Origin of the sequence: Cohnella cholangitidis, from assembly GCF_014107495.1 — a bacterium.
GTDB lineage: Bacteria > Bacillota > Bacilli > Paenibacillales > Paenibacillaceae > Cohnella > Cohnella cholangitidis.
In genome coordinates, this window is record NZ_CP041969.1 from 679324 (window position 1) to 704940 (window position 25617).

General features: G+C 51.0%; 21 protein-coding genes, 3 pseudogenes and 1 other annotated feature. Of the genes and pseudogenes, 2 read left to right on the forward strand and 22 right to left on the reverse strand.

Going from position 1 to position 25617, the window contains the following annotated elements:
- Positions 1-10 precede the first annotated feature (10 nt).
- From carB to lspA, 7 genes and pseudogenes are all read right to left on the reverse strand, one after another.
- A pseudogene (carB, locus tag FPL14_RS03460) lies at positions 11-3228 on the reverse strand (carbamoyl-phosphate synthase large subunit).
- Complete coding sequence (gene carA / locus FPL14_RS03465; RefSeq protein WP_182301714.1) at positions 3215-4360, reverse strand: glutamine-hydrolyzing carbamoyl-phosphate synthase small subunit; 1146 nt, start codon at positions 4358-4360, stop codon at positions 3215-3217. The pseudogene carB and the gene carA overlap by 14 nt, the downstream one beginning before the upstream one ends.
- A gap of 12 nt (positions 4361-4372) precedes the next feature.
- On the reverse strand, positions 4373-5677 hold the full coding sequence (locus tag FPL14_RS03470; RefSeq protein WP_182301715.1) for a dihydroorotase: 1305 nt from the start codon (positions 5675-5677) through the stop codon (positions 4373-4375).
- A gap of 150 nt (positions 5678-5827) precedes the next feature.
- Positions 5828-6274: a bifunctional pyr operon transcriptional regulator/uracil phosphoribosyltransferase PyrR gene (gene pyrR / locus FPL14_RS03475; protein ID WP_407644659.1), complete on the reverse strand. Its 447-nt coding sequence runs from the start codon at positions 6272-6274 to the stop codon at positions 5828-5830.
- Between the two features lie 277 nt (positions 6275-6551).
- The gene (locus FPL14_RS03480) at positions 6552-7805 is read right to left on the reverse strand and encodes an LL-diaminopimelate aminotransferase (RefSeq protein WP_182301716.1); all 1254 of its coding nucleotides are present in this window, start codon (positions 7803-7805) and stop codon (positions 6552-6554) included.
- A gap of 130 nt (positions 7806-7935) precedes the next feature.
- On the reverse strand, positions 7936-8901 hold the full coding sequence (locus FPL14_RS03485) for an RluA family pseudouridine synthase (RefSeq protein ID WP_182301717.1): 966 nt from the start codon (positions 8899-8901) through the stop codon (positions 7936-7938).
- A complete protein-coding gene (lspA, locus tag FPL14_RS03490) occupies positions 8861-9391 on the reverse strand; it encodes a signal peptidase II (protein WP_182301718.1) in 531 nt (176 codons plus the stop codon). The genes FPL14_RS03485 and lspA overlap by 41 nt, the downstream gene beginning before the upstream one ends.
- Before the next feature lie 166 nt (positions 9392-9557).
- Here lspA and FPL14_RS03495 point away from each other — a divergent pair.
- Positions 9558-10303: pseudogene (locus FPL14_RS03495) on the forward strand (TraR/DksA C4-type zinc finger protein).
- Between the two features lie 270 nt (positions 10304-10573).
- Here FPL14_RS03495 and FPL14_RS03500 read toward each other — a convergent pair.
- The 10 genes and pseudogenes from FPL14_RS03500 to FPL14_RS29745 form a co-directional block, all read right to left on the reverse strand.
- The gene (locus tag FPL14_RS03500; protein ID WP_220471210.1) at positions 10574-10975 is read right to left on the reverse strand and encodes a DUF5665 domain-containing protein; all 402 of its coding nucleotides are present in this window, start codon (positions 10973-10975) and stop codon (positions 10574-10576) included.
- Between the two features lie 169 nt (positions 10976-11144).
- Positions 11145-14230, reverse strand: a pseudogene (ileS, locus tag FPL14_RS03505) (isoleucine--tRNA ligase).
- Positions 14231-14273: 43 nt separating this feature from the next.
- Positions 14274-14583: a binding site (T-box leader), on the reverse strand.
- Positions 14584-14691: 108 nt separating this feature from the next.
- Positions 14692-15177 carry a DivIVA domain-containing protein gene (locus tag FPL14_RS03510; RefSeq protein WP_182301719.1) on the reverse strand — a complete coding sequence of 162 codons (486 nt, stop codon included), beginning with the start codon at positions 15175-15177 and terminating at the stop codon, positions 14692-14694.
- Positions 15178-15260: 83 nt separating this feature from the next.
- Positions 15261-16046 (reverse strand): YlmH family RNA-binding protein, encoded by a 786-nt coding sequence (locus FPL14_RS03515; protein ID WP_182301720.1) that lies wholly within the window; start codon positions 16044-16046, stop codon positions 15261-15263.
- A 16-nt stretch (positions 16047-16062) separates the two neighbouring features.
- Complete coding sequence (locus tag FPL14_RS03520; RefSeq protein ID WP_182301721.1) at positions 16063-16335, reverse strand: YggT family protein; 273 nt, start codon at positions 16333-16335, stop codon at positions 16063-16065.
- Between the two features lie 7 nt (positions 16336-16342).
- Positions 16343-16807 (reverse strand): cell division protein SepF, encoded by a 465-nt coding sequence (locus tag FPL14_RS03525; protein WP_182301722.1) that lies wholly within the window; start codon positions 16805-16807, stop codon positions 16343-16345.
- Positions 16808-16820: 13 nt separating this feature from the next.
- Positions 16821-17510, reverse strand: coding sequence for a YggS family pyridoxal phosphate-dependent enzyme (locus FPL14_RS03530; protein ID WP_182301723.1), 690 nt, complete (start codon positions 17508-17510; stop codon positions 16821-16823).
- Between the two features lie 7 nt (positions 17511-17517).
- Positions 17518-18357: a peptidoglycan editing factor PgeF gene (pgeF, locus tag FPL14_RS03535; RefSeq protein ID WP_407644643.1), complete on the reverse strand. Its 840-nt coding sequence runs from the start codon at positions 18355-18357 to the stop codon at positions 17518-17520.
- Between the two features lie 57 nt (positions 18358-18414).
- Positions 18415-18693 carry a YlmC/YmxH family sporulation protein gene (locus FPL14_RS03540; protein ID WP_182301725.1) on the reverse strand — a complete coding sequence of 93 codons (279 nt, stop codon included), beginning with the start codon at positions 18691-18693 and terminating at the stop codon, positions 18415-18417.
- A 227-nt stretch (positions 18694-18920) separates the two neighbouring features.
- A complete protein-coding gene (locus FPL14_RS29745; RefSeq protein ID WP_229263763.1) occupies positions 18921-19247 on the reverse strand; it encodes a hypothetical protein in 327 nt (108 codons plus the stop codon).
- On the opposite strand from FPL14_RS29745, the gene FPL14_RS29750 reads away from it, so the two are divergent.
- On the forward strand, positions 19143-19991 hold the full coding sequence (locus FPL14_RS29750) for a transposase (protein WP_407644660.1): 849 nt from the start codon (positions 19143-19145) through the stop codon (positions 19989-19991). The two genes, FPL14_RS29745 and FPL14_RS29750, sit on opposite strands and share 105 nt — an antisense overlap.
- A gap of 339 nt (positions 19992-20330) precedes the next feature.
- Here FPL14_RS29750 and sigG read toward each other — a convergent pair whose 3' ends face one another.
- The 5 genes from sigG to ftsA all read right to left on the reverse strand — a co-directional run bounded on the left by sigG (position 20331) and on the right by ftsA (position 25580).
- Positions 20331-21113 carry an RNA polymerase sporulation sigma factor SigG gene (gene sigG, locus FPL14_RS03550; protein WP_182301727.1) on the reverse strand — a complete coding sequence of 261 codons (783 nt, stop codon included), beginning with the start codon at positions 21111-21113 and terminating at the stop codon, positions 20331-20333.
- Positions 21114-21236: 123 nt separating this feature from the next.
- A complete protein-coding gene (sigE, locus tag FPL14_RS03555; RefSeq protein WP_182301728.1) occupies positions 21237-21959 on the reverse strand; it encodes an RNA polymerase sporulation sigma factor SigE in 723 nt (240 codons plus the stop codon).
- 16 nt (positions 21960-21975) lie between these two features.
- Positions 21976-22938: a sigma-E processing peptidase SpoIIGA gene (gene spoIIGA / locus FPL14_RS03560; protein ID WP_182301729.1), complete on the reverse strand. Its 963-nt coding sequence runs from the start codon at positions 22936-22938 to the stop codon at positions 21976-21978.
- 192 nt (positions 22939-23130) lie between these two features.
- Complete coding sequence (ftsZ, locus tag FPL14_RS03565; RefSeq protein WP_182301730.1) at positions 23131-24276, reverse strand: cell division protein FtsZ; 1146 nt, start codon at positions 24274-24276, stop codon at positions 23131-23133.
- 53 nt (positions 24277-24329) lie between these two features.
- A complete protein-coding gene (gene ftsA / locus FPL14_RS03570) occupies positions 24330-25580 on the reverse strand; it encodes a cell division protein FtsA (RefSeq protein WP_182301731.1) in 1251 nt (416 codons plus the stop codon).
- Between the last annotated feature and the right edge of the window lie 37 nt (positions 25581-25617).

Consider the following 25617-nt stretch of genomic DNA (forward strand, 5'->3'; position numbering starts at 1 on the left):
CTAACTGTTATTAGGATTGGAAAGCAGGCATTGGCTCGCTTGAGAAACGCAGTGCTTGAAGCATATTGAGCAAGGCGCTTACCGTATCAAGCGAAGTTAAGCAGACAACTCCGTTTTCGACTGCTTCGCGACGAATGCGGAAGCCGTCGCGCTCAGGCGTTTTGCCCTTCGTTAACGTGTTGACGACGAATTGCGCTTGGCCGGTACGAATCAAGTCTAGAATGTTAGGGGAACCGTCGGACAGCTTGTTCACGCGGCGAACCTTAAGACCCGCTGCTTCCAAAGCATCTGCCGTCCCGCCCGTGGCGAGAAGCTTATAGCCCAGGTTGTAGAAGCCCTTTAAGATTTGAATCGCTTCGTCTTTATCTTTGTCGGCAACGGTAGCGATGATCGCTCCCGAATTCGGAATTTTCATCCCGGAACCGACCAAGCCCTTATACAAGGCTTTTGCGTAATAACGGTCGCGTCCCATGACTTCGCCCGTCGATTTCATCTCAGGCGTCAACGTCGGGTCAACCCTGCGAAGCTTCGCGAAGGAGAATACCGGAACTTTGACGGAGACGAAATCGTCTTCCGGCCAGAGCCCTTCTTGGTAACCGAGCTCCGTTAATTTTTTGCCGAGGATCGCTTGAGTAGCCAAATTCGCCATCGGAATTTTGGTTACTTTGCTCAAGAACGGAACCGTACGCGACGAACGAGGGTTAACCTCGATGACGTACACTTTGTCCTGCCACACGACGAATTGGATATTCACAAGACCTACGGTCTTAAGCTCTTTGGCGATCTTGATCGTAATATCGATCGCTTGTTGCTTAATATCGTCCGAGAGCGATTGCGGAGGATACACCGCAATAGAGTCGCCGGAGTGAACGCCCGCGCGCTCTACGTGCTCCATGATTCCCGGGATCAATACGGTTTCGCCGTCGCAAATCGCATCGACTTCGATTTCTTTGCCGAGCATGTAACGGTCGATCAGAACCGGATGCTCAGGGTTGATTTTAACGGCGACTTCCATATAGGAGAGCAACTCCTCGTCGGAGTATACGATTTCCATCGCGCGCCCGCCGAGTACGTAAGACGGACGAACGAGAACCGGATAACCAAGCTCTTGCGCCGCGCCTACTGCTTCATCTACGGAAGTAACCGTAGTTCCTTTCGGTTGAGGAACGTTCAGCTTGCTAAGCAAAGCTTCGAACTTCTTGCGGTTCTCGGCTTCGTCGATGCTTTCCAAAGATGTGCCGAGAATGCGCACTCCCGCTTTGGCAAGCGGAGCCGCGAGATTGATCGCCGTTTGGCCGCCGAATTGAACGATGACTCCGATCGGCTGCTCTTGCTCGATAACGTTCATTACGTCTTCGAAGAAGAGAGGCTCGAAGTAAAGACGGTCGGAAGTGCTAAAGTCGGTAGAGACGGTCTCCGGGTTATTATTGATAATAACCGCTTCGTATCCCGCATTGCGAATAGCCCATACGGCATGAACGGTGGAGTAATCGAATTCGATCCCTTGTCCGATCCGGATCGGTCCGGATCCAAGAACGATGATTTTCTCCTTGGCGCTCGGAATAACTTCGTTCTCCGTCTCGTATGTCGAGTAATAATAAGGAGTCGTCGCTTCGAATTCCGCCGCGCAAGTATCAACCATTTTATATACCGGTTTCAGTCCTTGGCTTAGTCTGTGAGCGCGAACGTCCGCTTCTTTAGTCAATGCGCCGTTCGGGTGCCTTCGCTGCGAAGCTCGGCGATCGCGCGGTCCGTAAAGCCGTTTCTCTTCGCGGCATACAGAGTTTCAGGCGTAAGAGCTGGCTCGCGGCGGATAACGTCTTCGAATTGCACGATGCGCTCGATTTTATCCAAGAACCACCAGTCGATGTTCGTCAGGTCTTGGATTTGTTGCAACGTCCAACCGCGGCGGAACGCTTCGGCGACCAAGAACAGGCGCTCGTCGTCCGGTTTGATCAGGCGCGTCGTCAGAACTTCGTCCGCGAGCTCGTTAGCGCCTTTAAGATAGATGCGGTGAACGCCGATTTCAAGCGAACGAACCGCTTTATGGATGGATTCTTCGAATGTACGGCCGATCGCCATAACTTCGCCTGTCGCTTTCATCTGCGTGCCGAGCTTGCGGTTCGCGGAAGTGAATTTGTCGAACGGCCAACGCGGAATTTTAGCCACGATGTAATCAAGAGTCGGTTCGAAGCAAGCATAAGTTTGTCCGGTAACCGGGTTAACGATTTCATCCAACGTGTATCCTACGGCGATTTTGGCCGCCATCTTCGCGATCGGATATCCGGTAGCTTTGGAAGCTAGCGCCGAAGAACGGCTTACGCGCGGGTTAACTTCGATTACGTAATATTGATAGCTTTGCGGATCGAGCGCGAACTGAACGTTACAGCCGCCTTCGATATTAAGCGCGCGAATGATTTTCAGGGAAGCCGAACGCAGCATTTGGTACTCGCGGTCGGACAGCGTTTGGCTTGGCGCAACGACGATGCTGTCTCCGGTATGAACGCCAACCGGATCGAAGTTTTCCATGTTACAAACGACGATACAGTTGTCGTTTGCATCGCGCATAACTTCATATTCGACTTCTTTCATGCCGGCGATCGATTTCTCGATCAAACATTGTCCGATCGGGCTGTAACGGATACCGTTCGTTACCGTCTCGCGCAGTTCTTCCTCGTTCGCGGCGATACCGCCGCCCGTTCCGCCCAGCGTATACGCGGGACGTACGATAACCGGGTAACCTAAGCCGTTAGCGAATTCCACGGCAGCTTCTACCGTCGTTACGATTACGCTCTCCGGTACCGGTTGCTCCAATTCGCGCATCAATTCGCGGAACAAGTCGCGGTCTTCCGCGCGTTCGATCGCATCGAGCTGCGTGCCGAGCAGCTTAACGTTCTCTTGCTTAAGCACTCCGGCGCGCGCCAGCTCAACGGCCATGTTAAGGCCGGTTTGACCGCCGAGCGTCGGCAGCAATCCGTCCGGACGTTCTTGGCGGATGATTTGGGAGACGAACTCCAGATTGATCGGTTCGATGTATACTTTGTCGGCAATGTTCGTATCGGTCATGATCGTAGCCGGGTTGCTATTGATCAGGACGACCTCGATGCCTTCTTCTTTCAGGGCTTGGCATGCTTGCGTGCCGGCGTAATCGAATTCCGCCGCTTGTCCGATGACGATCGGGCCGGAGCCGATAACGAGAATTTTCTTGAGGTCATTATTTCTGGGCATACTGCAGCTCTCCTCTCAGCGTCTCCGACAATTGCGCTTGACGCGGGCGTTCAGGGTTTGCGATTTTGTTATCGCGAATCATTTGCAAGAAACGGTCGAATAAGTAGCTGTTGTCATAAGGTCCAGGCGCCGCTTCCGGATGGTACTGAACCGTGAACGCAGGGTAACGCTTATGCTTCAATCCTTCGATCGTTTTATCGTTGTTGTTGATATGGGTCACTTCAAGCTCCGTACCGACCACGGACTCTTCCTTAACGGTATAGCCATGGTTCTGCGACGTAATGAAGCAACGTCCGGATTCTAGCTCTTTCACGGGGTGATTTCCGCCGCGATGGCCGAATTTCAGCTTATCGGTGTCGGCGCCGCAAGCGAGCGCGAACAATTGATGGCCTAAGCAAATTCCGAAGATCGGGAATTCTCCCAAAAGTTCGCGGATCGTGTTCACTGCGTGAGGCACGTCCTTCGGATCCCCAGGGCCATTGGACAGTTGAATCCCGTCCGGATGCAGACGGCGAATCTCGTCCGCTGTCGCGTCTTGCGGCACGACGATGACATCGCATCCGCGTTTCGTTAGCTCGCGCAGAATTCCGCTTTTCGCGCCGTAATCGATAAGAACGATACGTTCTTTCTCTCCCGGGCTCGAGAAAACGGTCTTCGTCGATGTGCGGGCGACTTGATCGCGCAGCAAGGAAGTCGCTCCGAGTCGCTCTTTAAGCTCCTCGATACGCTCGTTGCCGGTCGTAATAATGCCTTTCATCGTTCCGTGTTGGCGGAGGATTCTTGTCAGCATGCGAGTATCGATGTCGCTGATGCCGAGAATGCCGTACTCCTTCAACAATTGGTCGATCGTATATTGCGCCCTCCAGTTGCTTGGCACGTACTCATGGCGGCGAACCACGAAGCCGTGAATAAAGGGACGAATGCTTTCGAAATCATCGCGGTTAATGCCGTAGTTTCCAACGAGCGGGAATGTCATCGTAACGATTTGTCCGCAATAGGACGGATCGGAAATGACTTCTTGGTATCCCGTAATTCCGGTGTTAAACACCACTTCTCCGACGGATCCGCCTTCGGCGCCGAAGCTTTGACCCGTGAACAACGTGCCGTCTTCCAATAATAATCTAGCTTGCATCCCAATCACTCCTTAGCGGTTAATGCCGTTCTCTTCTGTCCAGACAACCTTGCCATTAACCATCGTTAATGTTGGCCAGCCATATAACTTCCAACCCGTGAACGGGGTGTTGCGGCCTTTCGTGAGGAACTTCGCGGGATCGACTTCCCGTTCGTTCTCGAGATCTATAAGTACGATATCCGCAGGAGCGCCTACTTTGAGCGTTCCGTATGGCAACCGGAATACCCGTGCTGGGTCGCTTGTCATTCTGCGAAGCAGAAATTCAAGGCTCCAACGTCCTGTACGGACGAATTTCGTATAAAGGAGAGGGAAAGCCGTTTCGAATCCGACGATTCCGAACGGTGCTCTTTCCATGCCGCGCGCTTTCTCTTCTTCGCTGTGGGGAGCGTGATCGGTAACGATAATATCGATCGTTCCATCCTCTAGCGCTTGGATGCAGGCATCCACGTCTTTAGGAGTGCGAAGCGGAGGATTCATCTTCCAGTTGGCATCCATGCTGTCCGGAATGTCCTCGTCCGAGAGCAGCAAATGATGCGGGCAAACTTCGGCGGTAACCTTCACTCCGACCGACTTGCCTAACCGAATCAACCGAACCGATTGCTCCGTGCTGACATGACAAATGTGATAATGAACGCCCGTCGCTTCGGACAAGAGGATGTCCCTTCCGACATGGATCGCTTCGGACTCGTTCGGAATGCCTTTCAAACCGTGCTTGCGGGCGAACGCGCCTTCCGACACAGCCGCGCCCTCAACGAGCGTATCGTCTTCGCAGTGCGCGATAATCGGCATATCCAGCGATTTGGCTAGCGCCATCGCGTTTTTCATCATTTGCGCGTTTTGCACGCCGACGCCGTCATCCGTAAATCCGATCGCCCCCGCTTGCTTTAGCGCCGCGAAATCCGTCAACTCGCGTCCCAGCTCGTTTTTCGTAATCGCCGCGTACGGAAGAACCCGCACGACGCCTTCCGTTTCCGCTTTATCCAAGACAAACTTAATCGTCTCCGGAGTATCCATTACCGGACGCGTGTTAGGCATCGGCGCAATGACCGTATATCCGCCCTTCGCGGCGGATTCGGTGCCGCTTGCGATCGTTTCCTTGTACTCGAAGCCAGGCTCGCGCAAATGAACGTGCATATCGATAAATCCCGGCGAAATTAGCTTGCCCTGCGCGTCGATCACTTCTGCGCCCGCCGTGTCCGGCAACGCGGAACCTTCTTTCCATTCCGCGATTAGCCCGTTGTCTACGCGCACGTGTTTGATTTCCGCTTCGCCGGTTTCTTGGTTGAGCGTCTTAGCGTTAATAATCCAAGTGGACATGTCTCTTGCGCCTCCTCTGCTGTTGTGGATTCCGACGTTACCGTCCGATCTCCGCTTCCCGCGGATGCAAAATCGTGACGCAATCATGGTCGTCGATTTCGCTTAACGAAACGTCGATCTGCTCGTGCCGAGAGGTCGGCACATTTTTGCCTACGTAGTCGGGGCGAATCGGCAGCTCGCGGTGCCCCGGTCGACTAGTACCGCTAGCTGGATCGACTGCGGCCTGCCGCAATCCATAAGAGCATCCAACGCCGCGCGTATCGTTCGTCCTGTGTAAAGGACATCATCGAACAGGATGATTCGCTTATCTTTTACCAAAAGCTTCAATTCCTCATCCGGAAGGACGCTGTTCGTTTCGGCCGAGTAAGGCCGATCGTCGCGGTATCGAGTAATGTCCAGCTCTCCGACCGCAACCGGCTGTCCTTCGATATCCAGTATCCGTTCCGCTACGCGTTTGGCAAGGTAGATGCCTCTAGTCCTTATGCCGATAAGCACGCAGCCTTGGATGCCTTTGTTCTTCTCGACCATCTCATGAGCAATCCGGGTAAGCGCCCGCCGAATGGCGGATTCATCCATGATGACGCGGGAGTCCGACATCTCGATCCCTCCTTCACGGGGTAATTGCACATAAAAAACCTCCTTGCGTCTTACGCAAGGAGGATTCAGTCAGATGAGGATATCGGAAGGCTCGCGTTCGCAGAACATGTCCGCATGCAGTTTAACTGCAGGACAAGTCCTTGTTAGATCGCTAAACCTCGGATATGTGTCAACGCTGCGCCACCTTGCCAGCCTCTCAGGACTGAGTTAAAGGTACCCGTTACATTAACAACAATTATCCCACGTTCGACATGATGTGTCAAGGAATTCGGCTCGATTAAAATTCGAATTTCACGTCGGTCAAACGGCGTTTAATTTCATCGATAACGCGCGCTTCTTCCGCTTCGCCCTGTGCGATGAACGTAACCGAAAAACGAATGAAATGGCCTGCGTCATCCCAAGGAACGGTAGAGATGAGTTTCTCGCGAATGAGGTATTGCGAAAAATCTTCGGCCGTTTCGAAGCGTTGTCCGCCTACGATTCCTTTCGGCGCTTCAACGTACAGGAAGAAGGAACCTTTCGGTTTCTCGGCGCGGAAGCCGATTTCGTTCAACGCCGCTACGAGCATGTTGTGGCGACGGGAATACTTGGCCGAAATCGCTTCCGTAATCTGCGGATTGCTAAGCCCGTATGCCGCGGCTTTCTGAATGGCGATAAACTGTCCGGAATCGTTGTTGTCTTTCACGTCTCCGAACGCTTTGACGATCAAAGGGTTACCGGCGATAAACCCGATCCGCCAGCCTGTCATGTTGTAGGACTTGGACAAGGAGTGCAATTCCACTCCGACGTCTTTGGCTCCGGGAACGGACAGGAAGCTGAACGGCTTGACTCCGTCGTAAGTCAATGCAGCATATGGCGCATCGTGAACGACTACGACATTGTATTTTTTCGCCCAAGCGATTACTTTCTCGAAGAACTCGACCGTAGCCGCGGCGCCGGTCGGATTGTTCGGGTAGTTCAGATACAACAGCTTAGCGCGACGCGCGATATCTTCGGGAATGGCATCGATGTCCGGCAGGAAGTTGTTTTCTTTCGTCAGTTGAACGTTATACACTTCTCCGCCTAGATATTTCGTGTGCGTTCCCATGATCGGGTAACCGGGAACCGTCATGATCGTAATGTCGCCCGGATTGATAAATACCGTAGGCAACATCGCGAGAGCCGGCTTTGCGCCGATCGTATGAAGAACTTCCGTCTCCGCGTCGATTCCGTCTACGGAAAACACGTCTTTCAAATACTTGGCTGCGGCTGCTTTGAACTCCGCGATCCCATTGTCCGCATATCCGCGGTTTTCGGATTTGGAGGCTTCTTCGGCAAGCTTGGCAACGATACCCGCATCGGCCATTTCATCCGGCTCGCCGACGCCCATATCGATCAGTTCCACGTTCGGTTGGGCTTTTTTGGCTGCCGCTTTCGCTCTTTTGATTTTTTCGAATTTATAAATATTCGTGTCCTTACCGTAGTTGGCTCCGCCGATGCGGTTAGCGAATTGCTCTTGGATAAAAGTCGATTGGTATTTTTCCACGCTCAAGTCACGACACTCCTCATAAGTCCATAGTTTTCTCGTTCTATGAATCAAACTATGACTTATTATGCCGTTAACCTCCATGGATTTTTGCGCACATCATTTGCAGAAATCGCCGCGCGCATGTCCATGACGACTAGCGTGTTCTAAGGATGTTGAGCGCTTCTTCCATGTCGTCCGGAATAGGTACCTCGAACTCAAGATACTCGCCGGAACGCGGATGGTTGAAACCAAGTACTCCCGCGTGCAACGCTTGTCCGTCCATTCCGAGCGTACGGCCGCTTTTTCCGCCGTATACCGGATCGCCGACCAGCGGAAATCCGATGTATTTCATGTGTACCCGGATTTGGTGGGTTCGGCCGGTTTCCAGCTTCAGCTCAAGCAACGTGTACTCGTCGAATCTCTCCGCTACGGCGAAATGCGTGATCGCGTGCTTGCTGTTTTTATCCGTTACGACGTAAAGCTTGCGGTCGTGATTTGCCCGTCCGATCGGGGCGTCCACCGTCCCTTTGTCGTGCTGCATCACTCCGTATACGAGCGCGAAATATTTGCGGGTCACGCTATGCTCCTTAAGCTGCTCCGCGAGCGAAGCGTGCGCCAAGTCGTTCTTGGCGACCATGAGCAAACCCGACGTGTCTTTATCGATTCGATGCACGATACCCGGCCGCATGACGCCGTTGATTCCGGACAAATCTTTGCAATGATGGAGCAAAGCGTTCACTACCGTACCGCTAGGATGACCCGCGGCCGGATGGACGACCATTCCGCGAGGCTTGTTGATGACGATTACGTCGCTATCCTCGTAAACGACATCCAGCGGAATATTTTCGGGAAAAGCTTCCAGCGGCTCCGGTTCGGGCAAAGTTACCTGAATTTGTTCTCCTGCGGATACTTTGGCATTCGCCTTCACCGATTTACCGTTTACGGTAACCGCACCCGTGCGAATCCAATCCTGAACTTGCGAACGAGAAAAAGAGTGCTCCGCCAGCGTTTCCGTAATATGTTTATCTATCCGTTCTCCGGAGCGCTCCTTATCGACTTGCCACTCGAATTGGTTATCTTCAGACGGGTTGATGCTCTTGAGGTTGTTCTCCATTGCCATTCGATTTATTCTCCTGTTTCATCGTCAGTAACGAATCCAAGATCACTAACCCTACGCCGATGCAAATCGCGGTATCGGCGAGATTGAAGATCGGGAACGTATACGAGCCAAAATTAAATTGCAGAAAATCAACGACTTCGCCGAAAAGCGCGCGATCCAGAAAGTTACCGACAGCTCCGCCTAGAATCGTGGCCAGAGCAAACATCAGCATGAAACTGCCCGTGTGATACGAACGGTGCAAGTACCAAAGAATACCTACGACTACAATAACCGTAATACAGAGGAAAAACACTCTTTGATCCTGCAGCATTCCGAAAGCGGCGCCTCTGTTGCGGATATGAGTAATGATGAAGAAGTCCCCTAGAACCGAAATTTTTTCGGTATTCTCTTCCACTGTTCCGCTGATGAGTTTTTTGCTTGCGTAGTCGATCAGAAACACAACAACCGCGATAACATAATAAGCCCAAATCGGCCAAATTCGACGTTGCATTCGTTTTTTCCGCCCTTCGTCTGTTTCTCCTGCGTGTTGATTTTATCACATTGCGATGAGGAGCGTCCACGAAGAGCAAGTAAAAATCGACAAAGCCTCCACACTTACCCGCCAAATCCCGCACGTAAAACCGGACAATCTCGAGAAAGCTATAGGCAGTCAGAAGATGAAGGGAGTGGACATCTTGACTATTCCGTTAGATCAAGAGCGAATCCAGACGCTCAAAAGGCGTTTGCTGCAAGAGCGTAACGACTTGGAAGAACGCGTGCGCGGGAACAGCCACTTCGGCTTGGCCGCATCGTATCGCGATTCCACCGGGGATCTATCCGGTATCGATAACCATCCTGCGGACGCGGGCTCCGAAATGTTCGAGCGAAGCAAAGATTTGGCTTTGTTGGAGAAGGAAGCCTTTCGTCTGGAGCGGGTCGAAGCTGCATTACATCGGATGGAAACGGGCGAATACGGCCATTGCGCCGCTTGCGGCAAGTTCATCCCGATCGAAAGGCTCGAAGCTCTACCCACGGCAATCTATTGCATTGAGCATGAGCCGAGGCAAGAAACTCGGATAGGCGCCCGGCCGAGGAAATGTACCTGTATCCGCCCTTCGGGCGCAGCAGCGTCGATGAAAGGGACGAAACCGGGTTTGACGGCGAGGATGCATGGCAGATCGTCGAATCATGGGGAAGCTCCAACAGTCCGGCCATGGCCGAAGGCAACAATATCGAAGATTACGACCATATGAACATCGAAGCCGACGAGAATGACGGTTTTGTCGAGCCGCTCGAAAGCTTCCTGGCCACCGATATTACCGGGAACAACCTAACGGTCGTACGCAACCGCGCTTACCACCGGTACATGGCCGACAACGAAGGTGACCTTCTCCTCGAACCCGACGAGTGGGCGGATAAATAATAAACTAATCACAGCTTAAAATAATCCTAGCCAGCTGGATGTAAGAGCAGAAATCGGAGCAGATATATGTCTCGTAAGAGTTTACGTCCGCCTCTTGGAGCCCATTGCCACCATTAAATCTCATCAAGGCAATGGGTTATCCCGGGGCCCCCGCAAAGTAATCGGAATAAGCTTCGTCAGCATAAGGTTCACTTTGTGGGGAAAAAGATATGCGGCTGGAGAGACATATATCTGTGCAGATTTTGCTCATTAACCATCCAGCTCCCTTGCTCAATACGGATTTATTTCAAGCTGCCGCTGAACGATGCGAACGATATCCGCGATATAATCCCCAACGATAGGCAAATTGAGCGCACCTAGGAATTGCAGCAAATACACGATCGTCGCGGCGAAAAACGTAAATCCGAGAGCAATGCCCACCCCCCGGGAAATTCCCGAGATAAAGTTTCTCCAGATCAGTTGCCAAGGACGATGCATTAAATTTACGTATTCCTTTAACTGCGCCTTCTCCATGTCGATCGCTAAGCGATCGATCTTCTTGGATAAATAACCAAGCGTTCCCCGCAGGTCCTTCGCTTCGTGAGCCAATCTTTCCGTTGATTCCAGAGTAGCTTCCGGAGTCGTCTTCACTTTAATCTGATTCGGTTTCCCGTTATTGGAATTGTCGCCCATATTCGCACATCCCTTCAGGCGTCCTTTTCCCTCTCTTACCCTTAAGCCGCCAAATACAAAACGAGCCCTCCCGATCGCCGCAGGCTTGAAACCTGACCGGCAATCGGAAATCGGAGCTCGTCTTATCGTTTTCTTTATTATATTTAGCTAATAACTATGCTTATTATGCTTATGAGACGATGGCGATTCCGATCGATTTCTCGCCGGCTTGAACCGTCTCCGTATCGTCTGTCCGCCCGAACGCCACTTCGTTCACGAGCACGTTTTCCTTCAGTACGTGATCGAACTCGCGAAGCGCCGCTTCAAGCTCGGCGTCGACCTCCAGCACGAGATCGATTCTTTTCTCGATCGGAAGGTCCAGCTTCTTCCGTGTATCCTGTACCGCGCGGATCACTTCGCGAACCCAGCCCTCCTGTTCGAGCTGAGGCGTGATCTCCGTGTTAAGCGCAACGGTCAAGCCGCCGCCGGATGCGGAAGCAAATCCCGTCTTCGCTTCTTTCTCGACCAAGATCTCTTCCAGATCGACGGTCAGCTCTTCGCCTTCGGGAGTAACGAAGTCGAACTTGCCGGATTGGACGATTGCACGCGTGTCGTCGCTAGACATTCCCTTAAAGGCATTTTGAATCGGACCGACGTTTTTGCCGTATTTTTTCCCGGCGACTTTCAAATTGAGCTTCAGGTTGAAGTTGACAACCCGCTATCATCGTTCACGATCGTGATCGTTTTGACGTTAATCTCGTCTTTGATGATCTCTTCGTAACCCGACAGATCGAATTCGCCGCTTAAGGAAACGAGCAACTCGGACAGCGGTTGACGCGTCTTCAAGCTCGATTCGTTGCGAATGTTACGGGCAAGCTCGACCATATTCCGCACGGCTGCCATCTCATGTTCCAATTGGCTATCGATAGCCGATTGATCCGCTTGCGGATAATCCGCAAGATGCACGCTGCCTTTGCCGCCTAGATTCCCGTAAATATCTTCGGATACGAACGGCGCGTAAGGCGCGATCAGCTTGGACAACGTCAGAAGCACTTCGCCCAGAGTTTGGTAAGCGGCAAGCTTGTTATCCGTCAACCCGCTTCCCCAGAAACGGTCGCGGGAACGGCGAACGTACCAGTTGGACAATTCGTCGATGAACGCTTCGATGCCTTTTGCCGGATTCAGGAAGTCGTTTACTTCCAAGCCTTTGGCAACGTCGGAGATCAAAGAATTCAGACGGGAGATGATCCAACGGTCGAGCTTATTATCGGATTTTACTTTCGCGTGCTCATCGGCTACATAACCGTCAATCGAGGCATACAGCGCATAGAAAGCATGCGTGTTAACGAGAGTGTCCACTACTTTGGATTTGGCTTCCGCAACGATTCCTTTGGAGAACCGTTTGCTGTTCCACGGAGCGCTATCCGCGAGGAGCGACCAACGGAAAGCATCGGTTCCGAACTCGTCGATGATTTCCCAAGGGTCGATAACGTTTCCTTTGGATTTGCTCATCTTCTGGCCGCTTTCGTCCAGAACGTGTCCGGTAGAGATAACCGATTTGTATGGCGCTTTGCCGTTATACAACGTCGATACGGCCAGCAAGCTGAAAAACCAACCGCGCGTTTGGTCGATCCCCTCGCAAATGAAATCCGCCGGATACTGCTCTTGGAACTTCGTTTCGTCTCCGAATGGGTGGAAATACTGCGCGAAGGGCATGGAGCCGCTGTCGAACCAGACGTCGATCACTTCCGATGCGCGATTCATGACTCCGCCGCATTCGCATCGCAATTGGATCGCGTCTACGTACGGCTTATGCAGCTCGATGTTTTCCGGCACGTCGCCGATAGCCAGCGCGCTAAGCTCCGCGATGCTATGAGGGGCTTTTTCTTTTCCGCACGTTTCGCATGTCCATACGTTAAGCGGAGTACCCCAGTAACGATTCCGGCTGATGTTCCAATCGACCAAATCCTCGAGGAATTTGCCGAAGCGGCCGTCTCTCAGATGCTCCGGATACCATTGAATCGTTTTGTTGTTCTCGATCAGTTGATCTTTGACTGCTGTCGTTTTGATGAACCAGCTCTCCGTCGCGTAATAGAGCAACGGAGTTTTGCAACGCCAACAGAAAGGGTAGCTATGCTCCATTCTCTCTTTGTGATGAAGCAAACCGCGTTCGGACAACATCTTCACGATGTCGACGTCGCAATCTTTGACGAAACGGCCTGCCAGATCCGTTACTTCGCTAATGTATTTCCCTTCGTTGTTTACGACCATTAGCATCGGAATGTCGTGCTGGCGGGCAACTCGATAGTCGTCTTCCCCATGCGCCGGGGAAATATGGACGATCCCCGTACCGCTTGAGTCCGTAACGTAATCGGCATCGATCACGCGATAAGCGTTTTCTACGGTCACGTATGGGAACAACGGCTCGTAGGTCAGTCCGACTAGCTCGCGCCCTTTAACCGTACTTAAAGTCTCGTATTCGCCTTTCATGACTTTATCCGCCAACGCTGCGGCGACGACGAACACTTGGACATCCTGACGAACCCGAACGTAGTCCAATTGCGGGTTAACGGCAAGAGCGACGTTAGCCGGCAGCGTCCAAGGCGTTGTCGTCCAAGCTAGCACGTACTCGCCGTTTTCCTTCAGCTTAAATTTAGCCGTCGCGGTCAGATCTTTAACGTCCTCGTACCCTTGCGCAACCTCGTGCGAACTAAGGGTCGTCTGGCAACACGGGCAATACGGGCTAACCCGGTGCCCGCGATAGAGCAAGCCTTTGTCGTGGATCGTAGCCAAGACATGCCACACACTTTGAATATAATTGTTATCCAACGTGATGTATGGATCGTCAAGATCAGTCCAATACGCGATCGCTTCGGTAAGCTCGCGCCATTGGCGCTCATACTCGAATACGCTCTCTTTACACTTGATAATAAAAGGCTCAACGCCGTATTTCTCGATTTCTTGCTTGCCCGAGATGCCCAACTGCTTCTCGACGCCAAGCTCGACAGGCAATCCGTGGGTATCCCAACCGGCTTTGCGAATGACGCGGTAGCCTGCCATCGTTTTGTAACGGCTGACGAAATCTTTGATGACGCGGCCAAGCACGTGGCCGATATGCGGCTTGCCGTTAGCCGTCGGAGGTCCCTCGTAAAAAACGAAGTTCGGCTTGCCTTCGCGGTTGTCGATGGACTTGCGGAACGTATCCTCTTGTTTCCATTGCTCCAAGATACGCACTTCGCGGGATCTTGCTTTTTCTTTTACGTCTACGCGTTGCATCTTCCTCATCCTTTCGTTGCAAAAAAATAAAACCCCGCCCCTGGAAAGGGACGAGGTTAGCTCGCGTTACCACCCTTGTTCCGCCTATGCTCCGTGTATGGAAAGCTTGGCGGCAACTCGCAACGCACCGAAGACGGTCGACAAAGCTCAGCGTTTCCGACTGCTTACATAGTGCGCGTTCCTGATAACGGCGGACGTCCGGCTCTGCTTATTAAACCCGGACACAAGGTCCACGGCGTTCGGCATCGCATCTCGGGGATGATATTCGGCGCGTTCCTCACGCTGGCTTGCAGCTCCCGCCAGCTCTCTGAATTTCGGATTACGCGCTTACTGATTCCCGTCTTCGATCGGGTATGGAATAATCGTATATCCCTGTTATACTTTTTACCGGAGCTTTTGTCAAACCCGCTTTTACTTCAAAACAAAAAAAGACCCGAAAGGATCTTTTTTCTGACACCATTTTACGCCTCGATGCCGCGCGGTTCGCGACTGTCCAACGATTCCCAGCCATCTTGAGTCAATAATTCCATTTGCGTCTCGATCAGCGCCCGGAAACGCGCACGGTAGATCGTCGCTTGTTTCTTCAATTCTTCGACTTCCAAGGCCACTTTACGGGACTTGGCTAACGCGTCATTGATAATGCGATCGGCGTTTTTCTCCGCTTCTTTTACGATAAGCTGGGCTTCTTTCTTCGCGTTGCCTCTCAATTCATCTGCCGCTTCTTGCGCCACGATGATCGTTTTGCTCAACGTTTCCTCGATATTGGAAAAGTGGCCAAGCTTGTCCTGTGATGCGGCGATTACGTTTTGCAGCTCTTTATTCTCGCGGATCATCGCTTCGTAATCCTTGATGATTTGGTCGAGAAATTCATTCACTTGATCTTCGTCGTATCCGCGCAGACGACGTGCGAATTCTTTGTTATGGATGTCCAATGGCGTAAGTGGCATTGGCGCACCTCCTAAGTCATGATTTCCGTGTAGGTTGTTCAGAAACTGAATTCGACGAAATCTGTGAAAATCCTTCTATTCCCCTACACAAATTTACCAACCCTTACCCGAATTCTTCCGCTCTTCGACACGCCTTCCACTTCAAGCACTTTGAATCGCCCGAAGCCTTTCATCGAGACGACGTCTCCGGCCTTCAACGGATGCGACGGGTCTTCCACCGGCTTCCAACTGACTCTGCATCGGCCCGCCTTGATCGGGGCGATGATTTTAGTCCTGCTAAGCCGGAAAACGTCGCTCGCTACTCCATCCAAACGCATCGACGCCACGGATAGTACTTGTTCCTCCAGCTTCGATTGGATTTCCCTCAACTCGGAGAGCGAACGTATGGTGACGCTAACGTCTACCCGGTGAGCTTGCTTCATATGACCAACGATGAAATCGCCGATCTCCTCGGCAATAAGCGCATGACAGCCTTCTTCGCTAACGTGCAGATCCCCGATCTTGTCCCGCTTGATGCCAAGTCCAAGCAACGCTCCAAGATAGTCGCCGTGGTCCAACTCGGATATGCGCCGGTCGTCCGACGAAATGTCCAAGACAGCGATCCCCATATCGACGTCATCGAGATTCTTATAATCCGGAGCAATTACCGCTCTCTGCCTCTCCGCTTGCGCGGAGCCTCCTGCCAGCAACACCTGCGCATCGGGATGGCGATTGGCCAGCGTAAATAAAATATGCGCCTGGCGCGGGTCGAGAAAATCCGTCCGCTTCGTCTCATGACGTTGCGCGGCGCGTTCGACCCATTCCCAGGCGCGATCAACGAATGCTTTTTCATCCGGATGAAAATGCTCGTAAATTTCTTTATGCGACATTGGACACCCTCAACCCTTATTCTCCGAACAAGAATCTCAATACGGTCACTAGACCAAGAATGACATATCTTAATGCGATATACGCAATGATCGGCGAAATGTCCAGCATGCCTCCGATCGGAGGTATCAATCTTCTGAACGGCTTTAAGTATGGCTCCACAAGTTTGCCGAGAAACTCGCCGACGAAGCTTTCGCGAACGGAAGGCAGCCATGACATCAGCACGTAAATAATGATCATGTAAGAGTAAATACTGCCCAATATACCTATATATTTTTCTACTTGATCCAACCTGGTGTCACCTCATTTTGGGATAGTCAGCGGATGATTCGTCTGACAAGATCTCCGTGATCGTTCCCGACACTTCCACAGAATCCGGCGTGCAAAGGAAAATATCCGGGCCTAGTTTAGAAATATGGCCGCCAAGCGCATATACGGTACCGCTTAAGAAGTCAACGATCCGAATCGCTTGATCCCTTCTTACGCGTTGCAGATTCACAACGACGGAACGTCGCGATTTCAGCTGATCGGCAATTTCTTGCGCTTCTTCATAGGAACGTGGCTCAGTCAGAACGACACGGGAGTTTTTCTGCGAATGTATGCTTACGACGTTGTTCTTACCTGATTGTTTACGCGAATCGAACACCGGGGTTTCAATTTCTTGCTCCTCGGATCCCGCGTATCTCTCGCGATCTTGATCTTGCTCCTGCTCATGTTCTTCTTGCAGTCCTAAATAGTTCAGAAATTTATTCATGACACCCATGATTATCCCTCCTCTATATCTCTTCTTTCCCTACCAGCACCGTTCCCAAACGCACCAACGTGGCTCCTTCTTCCACGGCCACTTCAAAATCATTGGACATTCCCATCGAAAGCTCCGTTAACGGCTCTTTCAAGATGGATGAGTCATTCAGCTCGTCCCGTAACACTCTCAGCGCGCGAAACACCGGCCTCGTCTCCTCAGGCTCGCTTTCGTAAGGAGCCATCGTCATCAGCCCGATCGGCTTAATCCGATCGTACTTTTGAAGTTCGATTAAGAACGGCTTTACTTCGTTAGGCGCTAAACCGTGTTTCGACTGCTCTCCCGATACGTTCACCTGCAATAAACAAGGAACTTGAATGTCCAACGTCCGCGCTCGATTTTGAATCGCTTCCGCTAATGACAGACGGTCCAATGAATGAACGTAATCGAATTTGCCTACGACATCTTTTACTTTATTGGTTTGCAAGGAGCCTATGTAATGAAAAACTGCTTGTCCTTGCAGCGTTTCCCACTTCGGCTTAGAGTCCGGCCATCGGTTTTCTCCGATGTGGTTTATGCCTTCTTGTACTACGGCTTCGGCCGTTTGTACAGATACGTACTTCGTTACGGCAATAATCTGGATGTCTTCTCTTTGCCTGCCGCTTCTGTTGCACGCTTGCTCCAGCCTGTTTTCCACGTCTCGTAAACGGCTTTGCAATGTCACGAAACGATCACCTCGATTTCCTTCCCAGCCAGCTCATCATTCGTCCAGTAACGCCATTCTCTTTCCGATGGGAGAAGAAAAGGTCGGTTCGGCAGCTTGTACACCATGATGACATTTCGATGCGGCTCGGCAAAATTCCTGCTTTTATCATAAGTTCTCGGTTTAAATGTTTCAAGTCGAGGTACGCGCGGCCTTCCGATTCGGAAGATATGACGATACTAGACTCCTCTATTATCGGGTTTCCGGCTCTAAGCAAATCAATAAGCGGGCGTACATGCTGAAGCACGCGTCGATCTACTTCGTAACAACAACTTCCGATAGAAGGGCCGATCGCGGCCAGTATATTTTCCGGCTCCGCACCGTATACGGCCTGCATCTTCGCAACGGTTTTGACGGCGATTTCCGAAACCGTGCCTTTCCAGCCGGCATGCGCGAGTCCAAGGCTTCCCGTGACGGGATCATGGAAATATAACGGTACGCAATCGGCAAAATACATTGCCAGCAAAACGTCGGATTCATTCGTAATGAGCGCATCCGTGTTCGGTATCGCGCTTTCCCTATCTAATCGGCCACGTCCTATATCTTCGGAAGAGATGACGTAAACATCGTTGCCGTGGACTTGTTCCGCGCAAGTAAACGCTTCGAATCGCCAGCTTAATTCTTCGGCAATATTATTGCGCGAAGTCAATACATTCCCGGGATCGTCTCCCACGTGAAGCGCCGTATTCTTGGCTTGCCTCGTCGTGAAACCGGCAGTAATGCCATTCCTCTCACACCAAGAATGCAGCATTAACAACGATGACTTTTCATCTTCTATGCGCAATTGAAACGGCTCCAAAATCGACACCTCCGAACCCAGTGTACCATAGCTCCGCCGCAATCGGAAGAAAGGCGCCGAAGCGCGCTATCTTCCCGAATGTTGGTCCCCGTCCTCTAGCCTATACACTTTAGCGTCATCCAAACGAACAAGCACGACATCCGTTCCGATTTTGACTATGTTCCTCCAAGGAATGACCACGTCGTTGCCGCCCCCGAACATCCCGAACAACCTCGTGGACGTCGGCACGACGATCGAATCGATTCGCCCCTGGCGAAGATCCAGCTCCAAATCGCTGACCTGCCCCAACTTCTTCCCGTCCACGATGTTAATGACGTCCTTCGTCTGAAAATCCGAAATTTTCACAATCCCTCGCCCCCATTCGGCTAGGCCTTCGTACCCTACTACTCAATATATGAGCCAGTCTGAAAAAATGTACGGTCCGTTTAGAGGAAACAACTTTATGAAGTCAGCTTTTGCCCAATTCCCCCTCAGTTAAGTTATCTTCCGTTCAGGCTGCCTTCTATTCTGGCCTCCTATATCCATTATCCCTTTTAGTCAGGTATACTGCTCTCTCTGATTTCGTATGGCCATTATCCCCCTCGCTCAGTTACTTTTCCCGTAAACGCCCCGAGCATCAATCTCAACACCGCCGGATTTTTATTTAAATAACTTGACCTTTTCAGCAATATTTTGTAAAATAAAAATAAGAACATACGTTCTATTTGGTGGTGATTCGGTTGCATGATACGCCTAGTTTCGAGCATTTCCTTAATCAATATGACACCGAAGAAAAATGCACCGCCGCGTTTTTCCTGGCTCGTTGGCCCGATGGCTTTTGTTGCCCTCGATGCTCCCATCGACAATATTATTTGATTCGCTCCCGCAAGCACCCATTGTATGAGTGCCGTGATTGCCATGCTCAGACTTCGCTTACCGCCGGGACAATACTAGAGGGGAGCCGAACTCCGCTTAAGCTTTGGTTTCAGGCCCTGTATCTCCATTCGCTTCCGCAAGGCGTAAGCGCGACTAAATTAGCATCGATTATCGGCACAACCTACAAAACCGCTTGGCTCATTTGTCATAAAATACGTCATGCCATGTCTAACGCCGAGTCTAAAGATTACCTTTCGGGATTGGTGAGGGTAAACTGGGGAGTCTATGGACGCCCATACAACCCGACAGTTTATCGTCATCCTCAAGAGCAGCCTCTGCTTGCCGGCGGCAGCATTGACATAAACGAACGGATCATCCGTCTCAAAATCAAGAAGATCGCCGATAACCATCTCATCCACGATCGCATAACTACGGCAGCAAGCCATGCTTTTATTGCTCAGTATGTGGATCCGACAACAACGGACTTAACCATCGTAACCCAAAAGTTTAGCCGCAACAGGTATAATGCCCTCATTATTCTCTGCAACCGCGCCTCTAACTGGATTAATCATACTTTCAACGGCATCGGACCCAAACACTTGCAATCTTATCTTGATCAGTATTGCTTTATCTTCAACCTTCTCCAGAAAAGCGAAAACATTTTTAGTTTCCTGGTACAGCATTGTACCGCTACTCCCACCATAAAATATCCTGATCTAATTAATCGAGAGAACTATTCCAAACATCATAAGCTCAATTATATTAATCAGTTGAAGGATGTCAGCTGAACGATCACGAAGTTGCTGCTTCCGATTCATGCGGGGATGTTTTCCTATTCACTAAATACATACTGACTTCAGTTCTATTCCATCTTGTCTTCAAATCCAATGTATCTGACTTCAGCTCAAGTCCATCTTGTCATCAAATCCAATGTATCTGACTTCAGCTCAAGTCCATTTCGATGTCAACATACATCCATCAGAAAAAAACTGAGCGAAGGGGATAATGGCTATAGACGCTTCAATGGGGAGAGCTGCCCGAAGGAGCAACGCACAACGATTAATTACAACAGAAAAAGAGAGTGAAGCGACAACCTCCACCCTCTCGCATAACCGTAACAGCCTGTACTACGTTTTTACGTGCTTTTGCATTTGCTGAATGGCCGACTTTTCTAGCCGCGATACTTGAGCTTGCGAGATCCCGATTTCGTCGGCTACTTCCATCTGGGTTTTGCCTTCGAAGAAGCGCATGGACAGAATCATTTTCTCCCGATCGTTCAGCTTTCTCATCGCTTCGCGAAGGGCGATCTCTTCGATCCACTGAACATCTTTGTTACGCTCGTCGCTAATCTGATCCATGACGAATATCGGGTCTCCCCCGTCGTGATAGATCGGTTCGAACAAGGAAACCGGGTCTTGTATCGCATCCAAAGCGAATACGATATCCTCCTTCGGCACGTTCAAAACCTCGGAGATTTCCAAGATCGTCGGTTCTCTGGAATGTTGATTCGTTAGTTGGTCCCTTACTTGCAACGCTTTGTACGCGATATCGCGCAAGCTTCGGGAAACTCGGATCGGGTTGTTGTCCCTCAAGTAACGACGGATCTCCCCGATGATCATCGGAACCGCATAGGTTGAAAATCGAACGTTTTGGCTCAGATCAAAGTTGTCGATTGCTTTCATTAAGCCTATGCAGCCGACTTGAAATAAGTCGTCTACGAATTCTCCACGGTTATTGAACCGTTGGATCACACTCAAAACCAGGCGTAAGTTACCATTCACCAATTTTTCCCTGGCGGAGATCTCTCCTCGGGTCTGTAGAGCGAGAAACAGTTCCCTCATTTCGGCATTGGTTAGAACGGGCAGCTTTGAGGTGTCCACTCCACAAATCTCCACTTTGTTGCGGGTCAAGGCAATTCCTCCCGGGGAGCAGCATTAATGTAAAGTATCTCCGGGTAGGGGTTTTTATTCCCTTGACTGATATTAATGACACTCGCGGAAAAAGCCGGAAAAGATCGAATTTCCACGTAATATCTACACCATTTTATTAAATTCCTTGCGTAGCCGCTTAATAATTCTTTTTTCCAACCTGGAAATATACGACTGTGATATGCCTAACAAGTCAGCGACGTCTTTCTGCGTTTTTTCTTCGCCGTCCGCCAAACCGAAGCGCAGCTCCATGATCGTACGCTCTCTCTCGCTGAGCTTATCCAGGGCTTTGTGCAGCAATTTACGGTCGACTTGCTCTTCGATATTGCGATAAATCGTATCGTTCTCCGTTCCAAGCACATCTGACAGAAGAAGTTCATTTCCATCCCAATCGATATTCAACGGCTCATCGAAAGAAACCTCTGTCCGCGTTTTGCTATTCCGGCGCAAATACATTAGAATTTCATTCTCGATACAACGGGATGCGTAGGTGGCAAGCTTGATTTTCTTGTCCGGGTCAAAAGTATTTACCGCCTTAATGAGACCGATGGCTCCGATCGATACAAGGTCTTCGATATGGATACCCGTATTCTCGAATTTACGGGCGATATAGACGACTAACCGCAAGTTTCTTTCAATAAGCATAGCGCGGATCGCAGCGTCTCCCGTTGACAGCCTCTCAAGCAAGTACTCTTCCTCTTCGCGGCTCAGCGGAGGGGGTAACGCCTCGCTCCCTCCGATGTAATAGACCTCTTCACTCTTCCACCCAAACCAGAATAACAGGCGATAAAACGATAATTGGGTCTTTAGTTTCAGGTTCACGAACATTTCTGCTAACCTCCTGTCACGCAGGTTGAGATGGAGCCGACGACAAGGGGTCGGCATGGGCCATGTCGGGGTGGACAATGGCGCGATAAGTACCTTCGGATGACAAAGTTCCTCCATCTAAACCAATAAGAACCCGGTTCACTTGAAGAAGGGGATGTCCTTCCCGAGACAACAAAACCGCATCCGGCTTTACGGCCAGCATGAGACGGGTAGTGCCATTCACTGTGCGGTAAGGTACCAGTCGCAGTCGATTGCTCCATGAATAATCCTCTGAGGAAGGCGCACCCAACTCGGAGATTAGTTGATCGGCCGACTCCCCCTTGAGACGGTCGCACCAGCCTTGAGGCAATTGCTCCTTCCAGACGCTTGCTTCCATAATCATTACGGGAATGCGAGTCAGAGGATCGTACAGTCGATTGCCGGTATCCAGCAATGCTTTAATTGCCCAACTGCCATCTCCGATTTTAATCTCGACATCCCAGAATAGCTGTTCCAAGCTTTGCGTCTTCCTACGCGTTTCCGACGTGCTGCGGAACAACCATAAGGAGAGCAGGAAGGTAACCGCGAACAAGCCTAACTGCATCTGCCACTCTAATAGCAAGCCTCCGTCCGCTGTATACGTGACTCCGCCCCACGGTGAATCTGCGGAACGAAGCAGGTAGGATAGTCCGATTACACCGCCTAGCGTCGCAAAGTTCACTAAGTAAAAGGCACCGAAGTTACGGATAAAATGCAACGGACCACCATAACCATAGGAGAGTAGCACCATTCCTAGTGAAACTAACACTTTAGCTCCGAAGGAATAGAGGTACGGGTAATGAGCCCAGAACATGGCAGCCGCATATACGGCCCCGATTATGGCGGCGGCGAATATACGGCTTCGGGTCGGCCGAAGACGGCGTACTTTAGCTGTAGCGAGCAAGACGGCCCCGTCTACGGCTAAGTTGGTGAAAAAGACTAAATCTACATATACGGTCATAGGCAGCCCCCATCCTTGATCGCCCGGAAGACGTCGCCGATGCGCAAGCCGGGATGGATGAACCCAGTATAATCGCTTTCAAATTCGGTGTCTGTCTAATCTTGCCGACCCTCTAAGCCTTTTTTTGTCGATAAAAAAGCTTCGGATCCGCAAAATGCGGACCCGAAGCTCCTGAATAAAACTTTATTCGATTTAACGATCGCTACGCGGACGATTACGTAAAAATGCCGGAATATCCAATTGATCGCTCGACAAGTTCTGATTGCCGAAAGGACGAAGATTCCCTGTCTGGCGAAGATCGGAAGGATTCGAGCTCTCCGTTTGAACTTGTGCCTGAGGCTGCGCTTGAGGCATAGGTGTCGCAATCGGACGTCTCGAAGGTCCTTTGTGCTCAAAACCCGTAGCAATGACGGTAACCTTGATTTCATCCTTCAAGTTGTCATCGATAATTGCTCCGAAGATCATGTTCACTTCCGGATCGGAAGCCGCGATGACGATCTCCGCCGCTTCGTTGACTTCATAGAGCGACAAGTTAGAACCGCCGGTAATGTTCATGATGACGCCGCGAGCGCCCTCGATGGACGTTTCCAAGAGCGGACTCATGATCGCTTTACGAGCCGCTTCCATGGCACGGTTCTCGCCGGATGCTTGACCGATCCCCATCAACGCGGATCCGCGTTCCGACATAATCGTCTTCACGTCAGCAAAGTCGAGGTTGATCAATCCCGGCACGGCGATAAGGTCAGAGATGCCTTGAACCGCTTGGCGCAAAACATTGTCCGCTTCGCGGAAAGCCTCTAGCATCGGCGTCTTCTTGTCGACGATCTCAAGCAATCTGTCGTTAGGAATAACGATGAGCGTATCTACTTTTTCTTTAAGCGCTTCAATACCAAGCTCTGCTTGAGTAGAGCGTTTACGTCCTTCGAACGTGAATGGACGCGTAACTACCCCAACCGTAAGAGCTCCGCATTCTTTCGCCAATTCCGCGATTACGGGAGCGGCACCGGTACCGGTTCCTCCACCCATACCTGCCGTAACGAATACCATGTCCGCGGAACGAAGCGTATTCGTAATGAATTCACGGGACTCTTCGGCCGCTTTCTTACCAACGTCCGGGTTTGCTCCAGCTCCGAGTCCGCGTGTAAGCTTATCCCCGATTTGCAGCTTTTGCTCCGATTTCGTCAGATGCAAAGCTTGGGCATCCGTGTTAACGGTAATAAACTCGACGCCTTTGACGCCGTTCTCAATCATTCGGTTTACAGCATTACTGCCGCCGCCACCGACTCCGATGACTTTGATTTTCGCAAGTGGCTCCATTTCAAAATCAAACTCCAACATAATTTGCTAACTCCTCCTTGCTTCGCATGAATGGTTCCTTAATAAGCGGCGGCTTAAATAAATTCCTTGAACATGTTTTTGAACCATTCAACAATGCCAGGCTTGGATGCCGTATTCGCGCTGCCGCTCGCCGCTTTCGCTTTCGGTGCGCGCTTGGTTCCTACCGCGCCGCGTGTCCGAACATATTTGGTTACATACTGAATCATGCCGACGCCGCTGCTGAAAGACGGATCTCTCACTCCGATATAATCGGGCACGGCGATTCTCACATTGGATTCCAATTCGATCTGCGCCAACGGAAGGACGCTAGGCAAAGAAACGGAACCGCCCGTAAGCACGTAGCCGTTAATTTTGTCATGATACCCCAAGCGCTTGACTTCTTGACGTACCATTTGGAAAATCTCTTGCATCCGAGGTTCGATGATATTCGCAAGATCGAGCTGGGAGAATTCCTTCTCCATGTTGCTTCCAACCCGCATGACTTTGAATTTCTGATCCTCTGCCGCATCATCCGTACGGGCGCACCCGTACTTCAGCTTGATTTTTTCCGCATGCTCCGTCTGGGTTTTGAGGCCATAACAAATATCGCTAGTCACATAGTCCCCGCCAATCGGAAGGGTTGAAACAGCCGCAAGGCTTCCACCTTCGAAGATGGCAAGCGTAGTCGAGCCTGCTCCAATGTCCGCCAGAACGGTTCCCATTTGCTTCTCGTCTTTGGTTAAAGCCATCATTCCCGATGCAAGCGACATCAAGATAAGGCCCGAAATACGCAGACCTGCCTTCTCTACGCATCTCATCAAGTTATGTACCGCTGCTTTAGTTCCAGTAATAATGGTGCATTCAACTTCCAGTCGAACGCCGATCATACCTCGCGGATCTTGAATATCCGCCAATCCATCAACTAAAAACTGCTTGGGAACAAGTCCAATGATTTCTCGTTCAGGCGGTAAGGCAACCACTTTGGCTGCTTGTAAAACACGTTCGATGTCTTCCTCGCCGATTTCCCGGTCTTCATTGGAAACCGCGACGACTCCGTGATTACTTTGCAATGCGATATGATTGCCGGATATCCCGACGTAAACCTCGCTAATTCCAATTCCGACCATGCGTTCTGCATGATCGACGGCATTACGGATGGACTGCACGGTTTGGTCAATATCTACAATGGCGCCCTTACGGATTCCATCGGAATCTGCAGAACCTACGCCAATGATGTTAATGGCCCCGTTGCTGATCTCCCCGATAATCACCCGGATTTTAGACGTTCCGATATCCAGGCTGACGATGAGGTCGTTGTTGCTCAACCGGTGGCACCTCCCGTAGTTCAATGAAAGTGGCTGT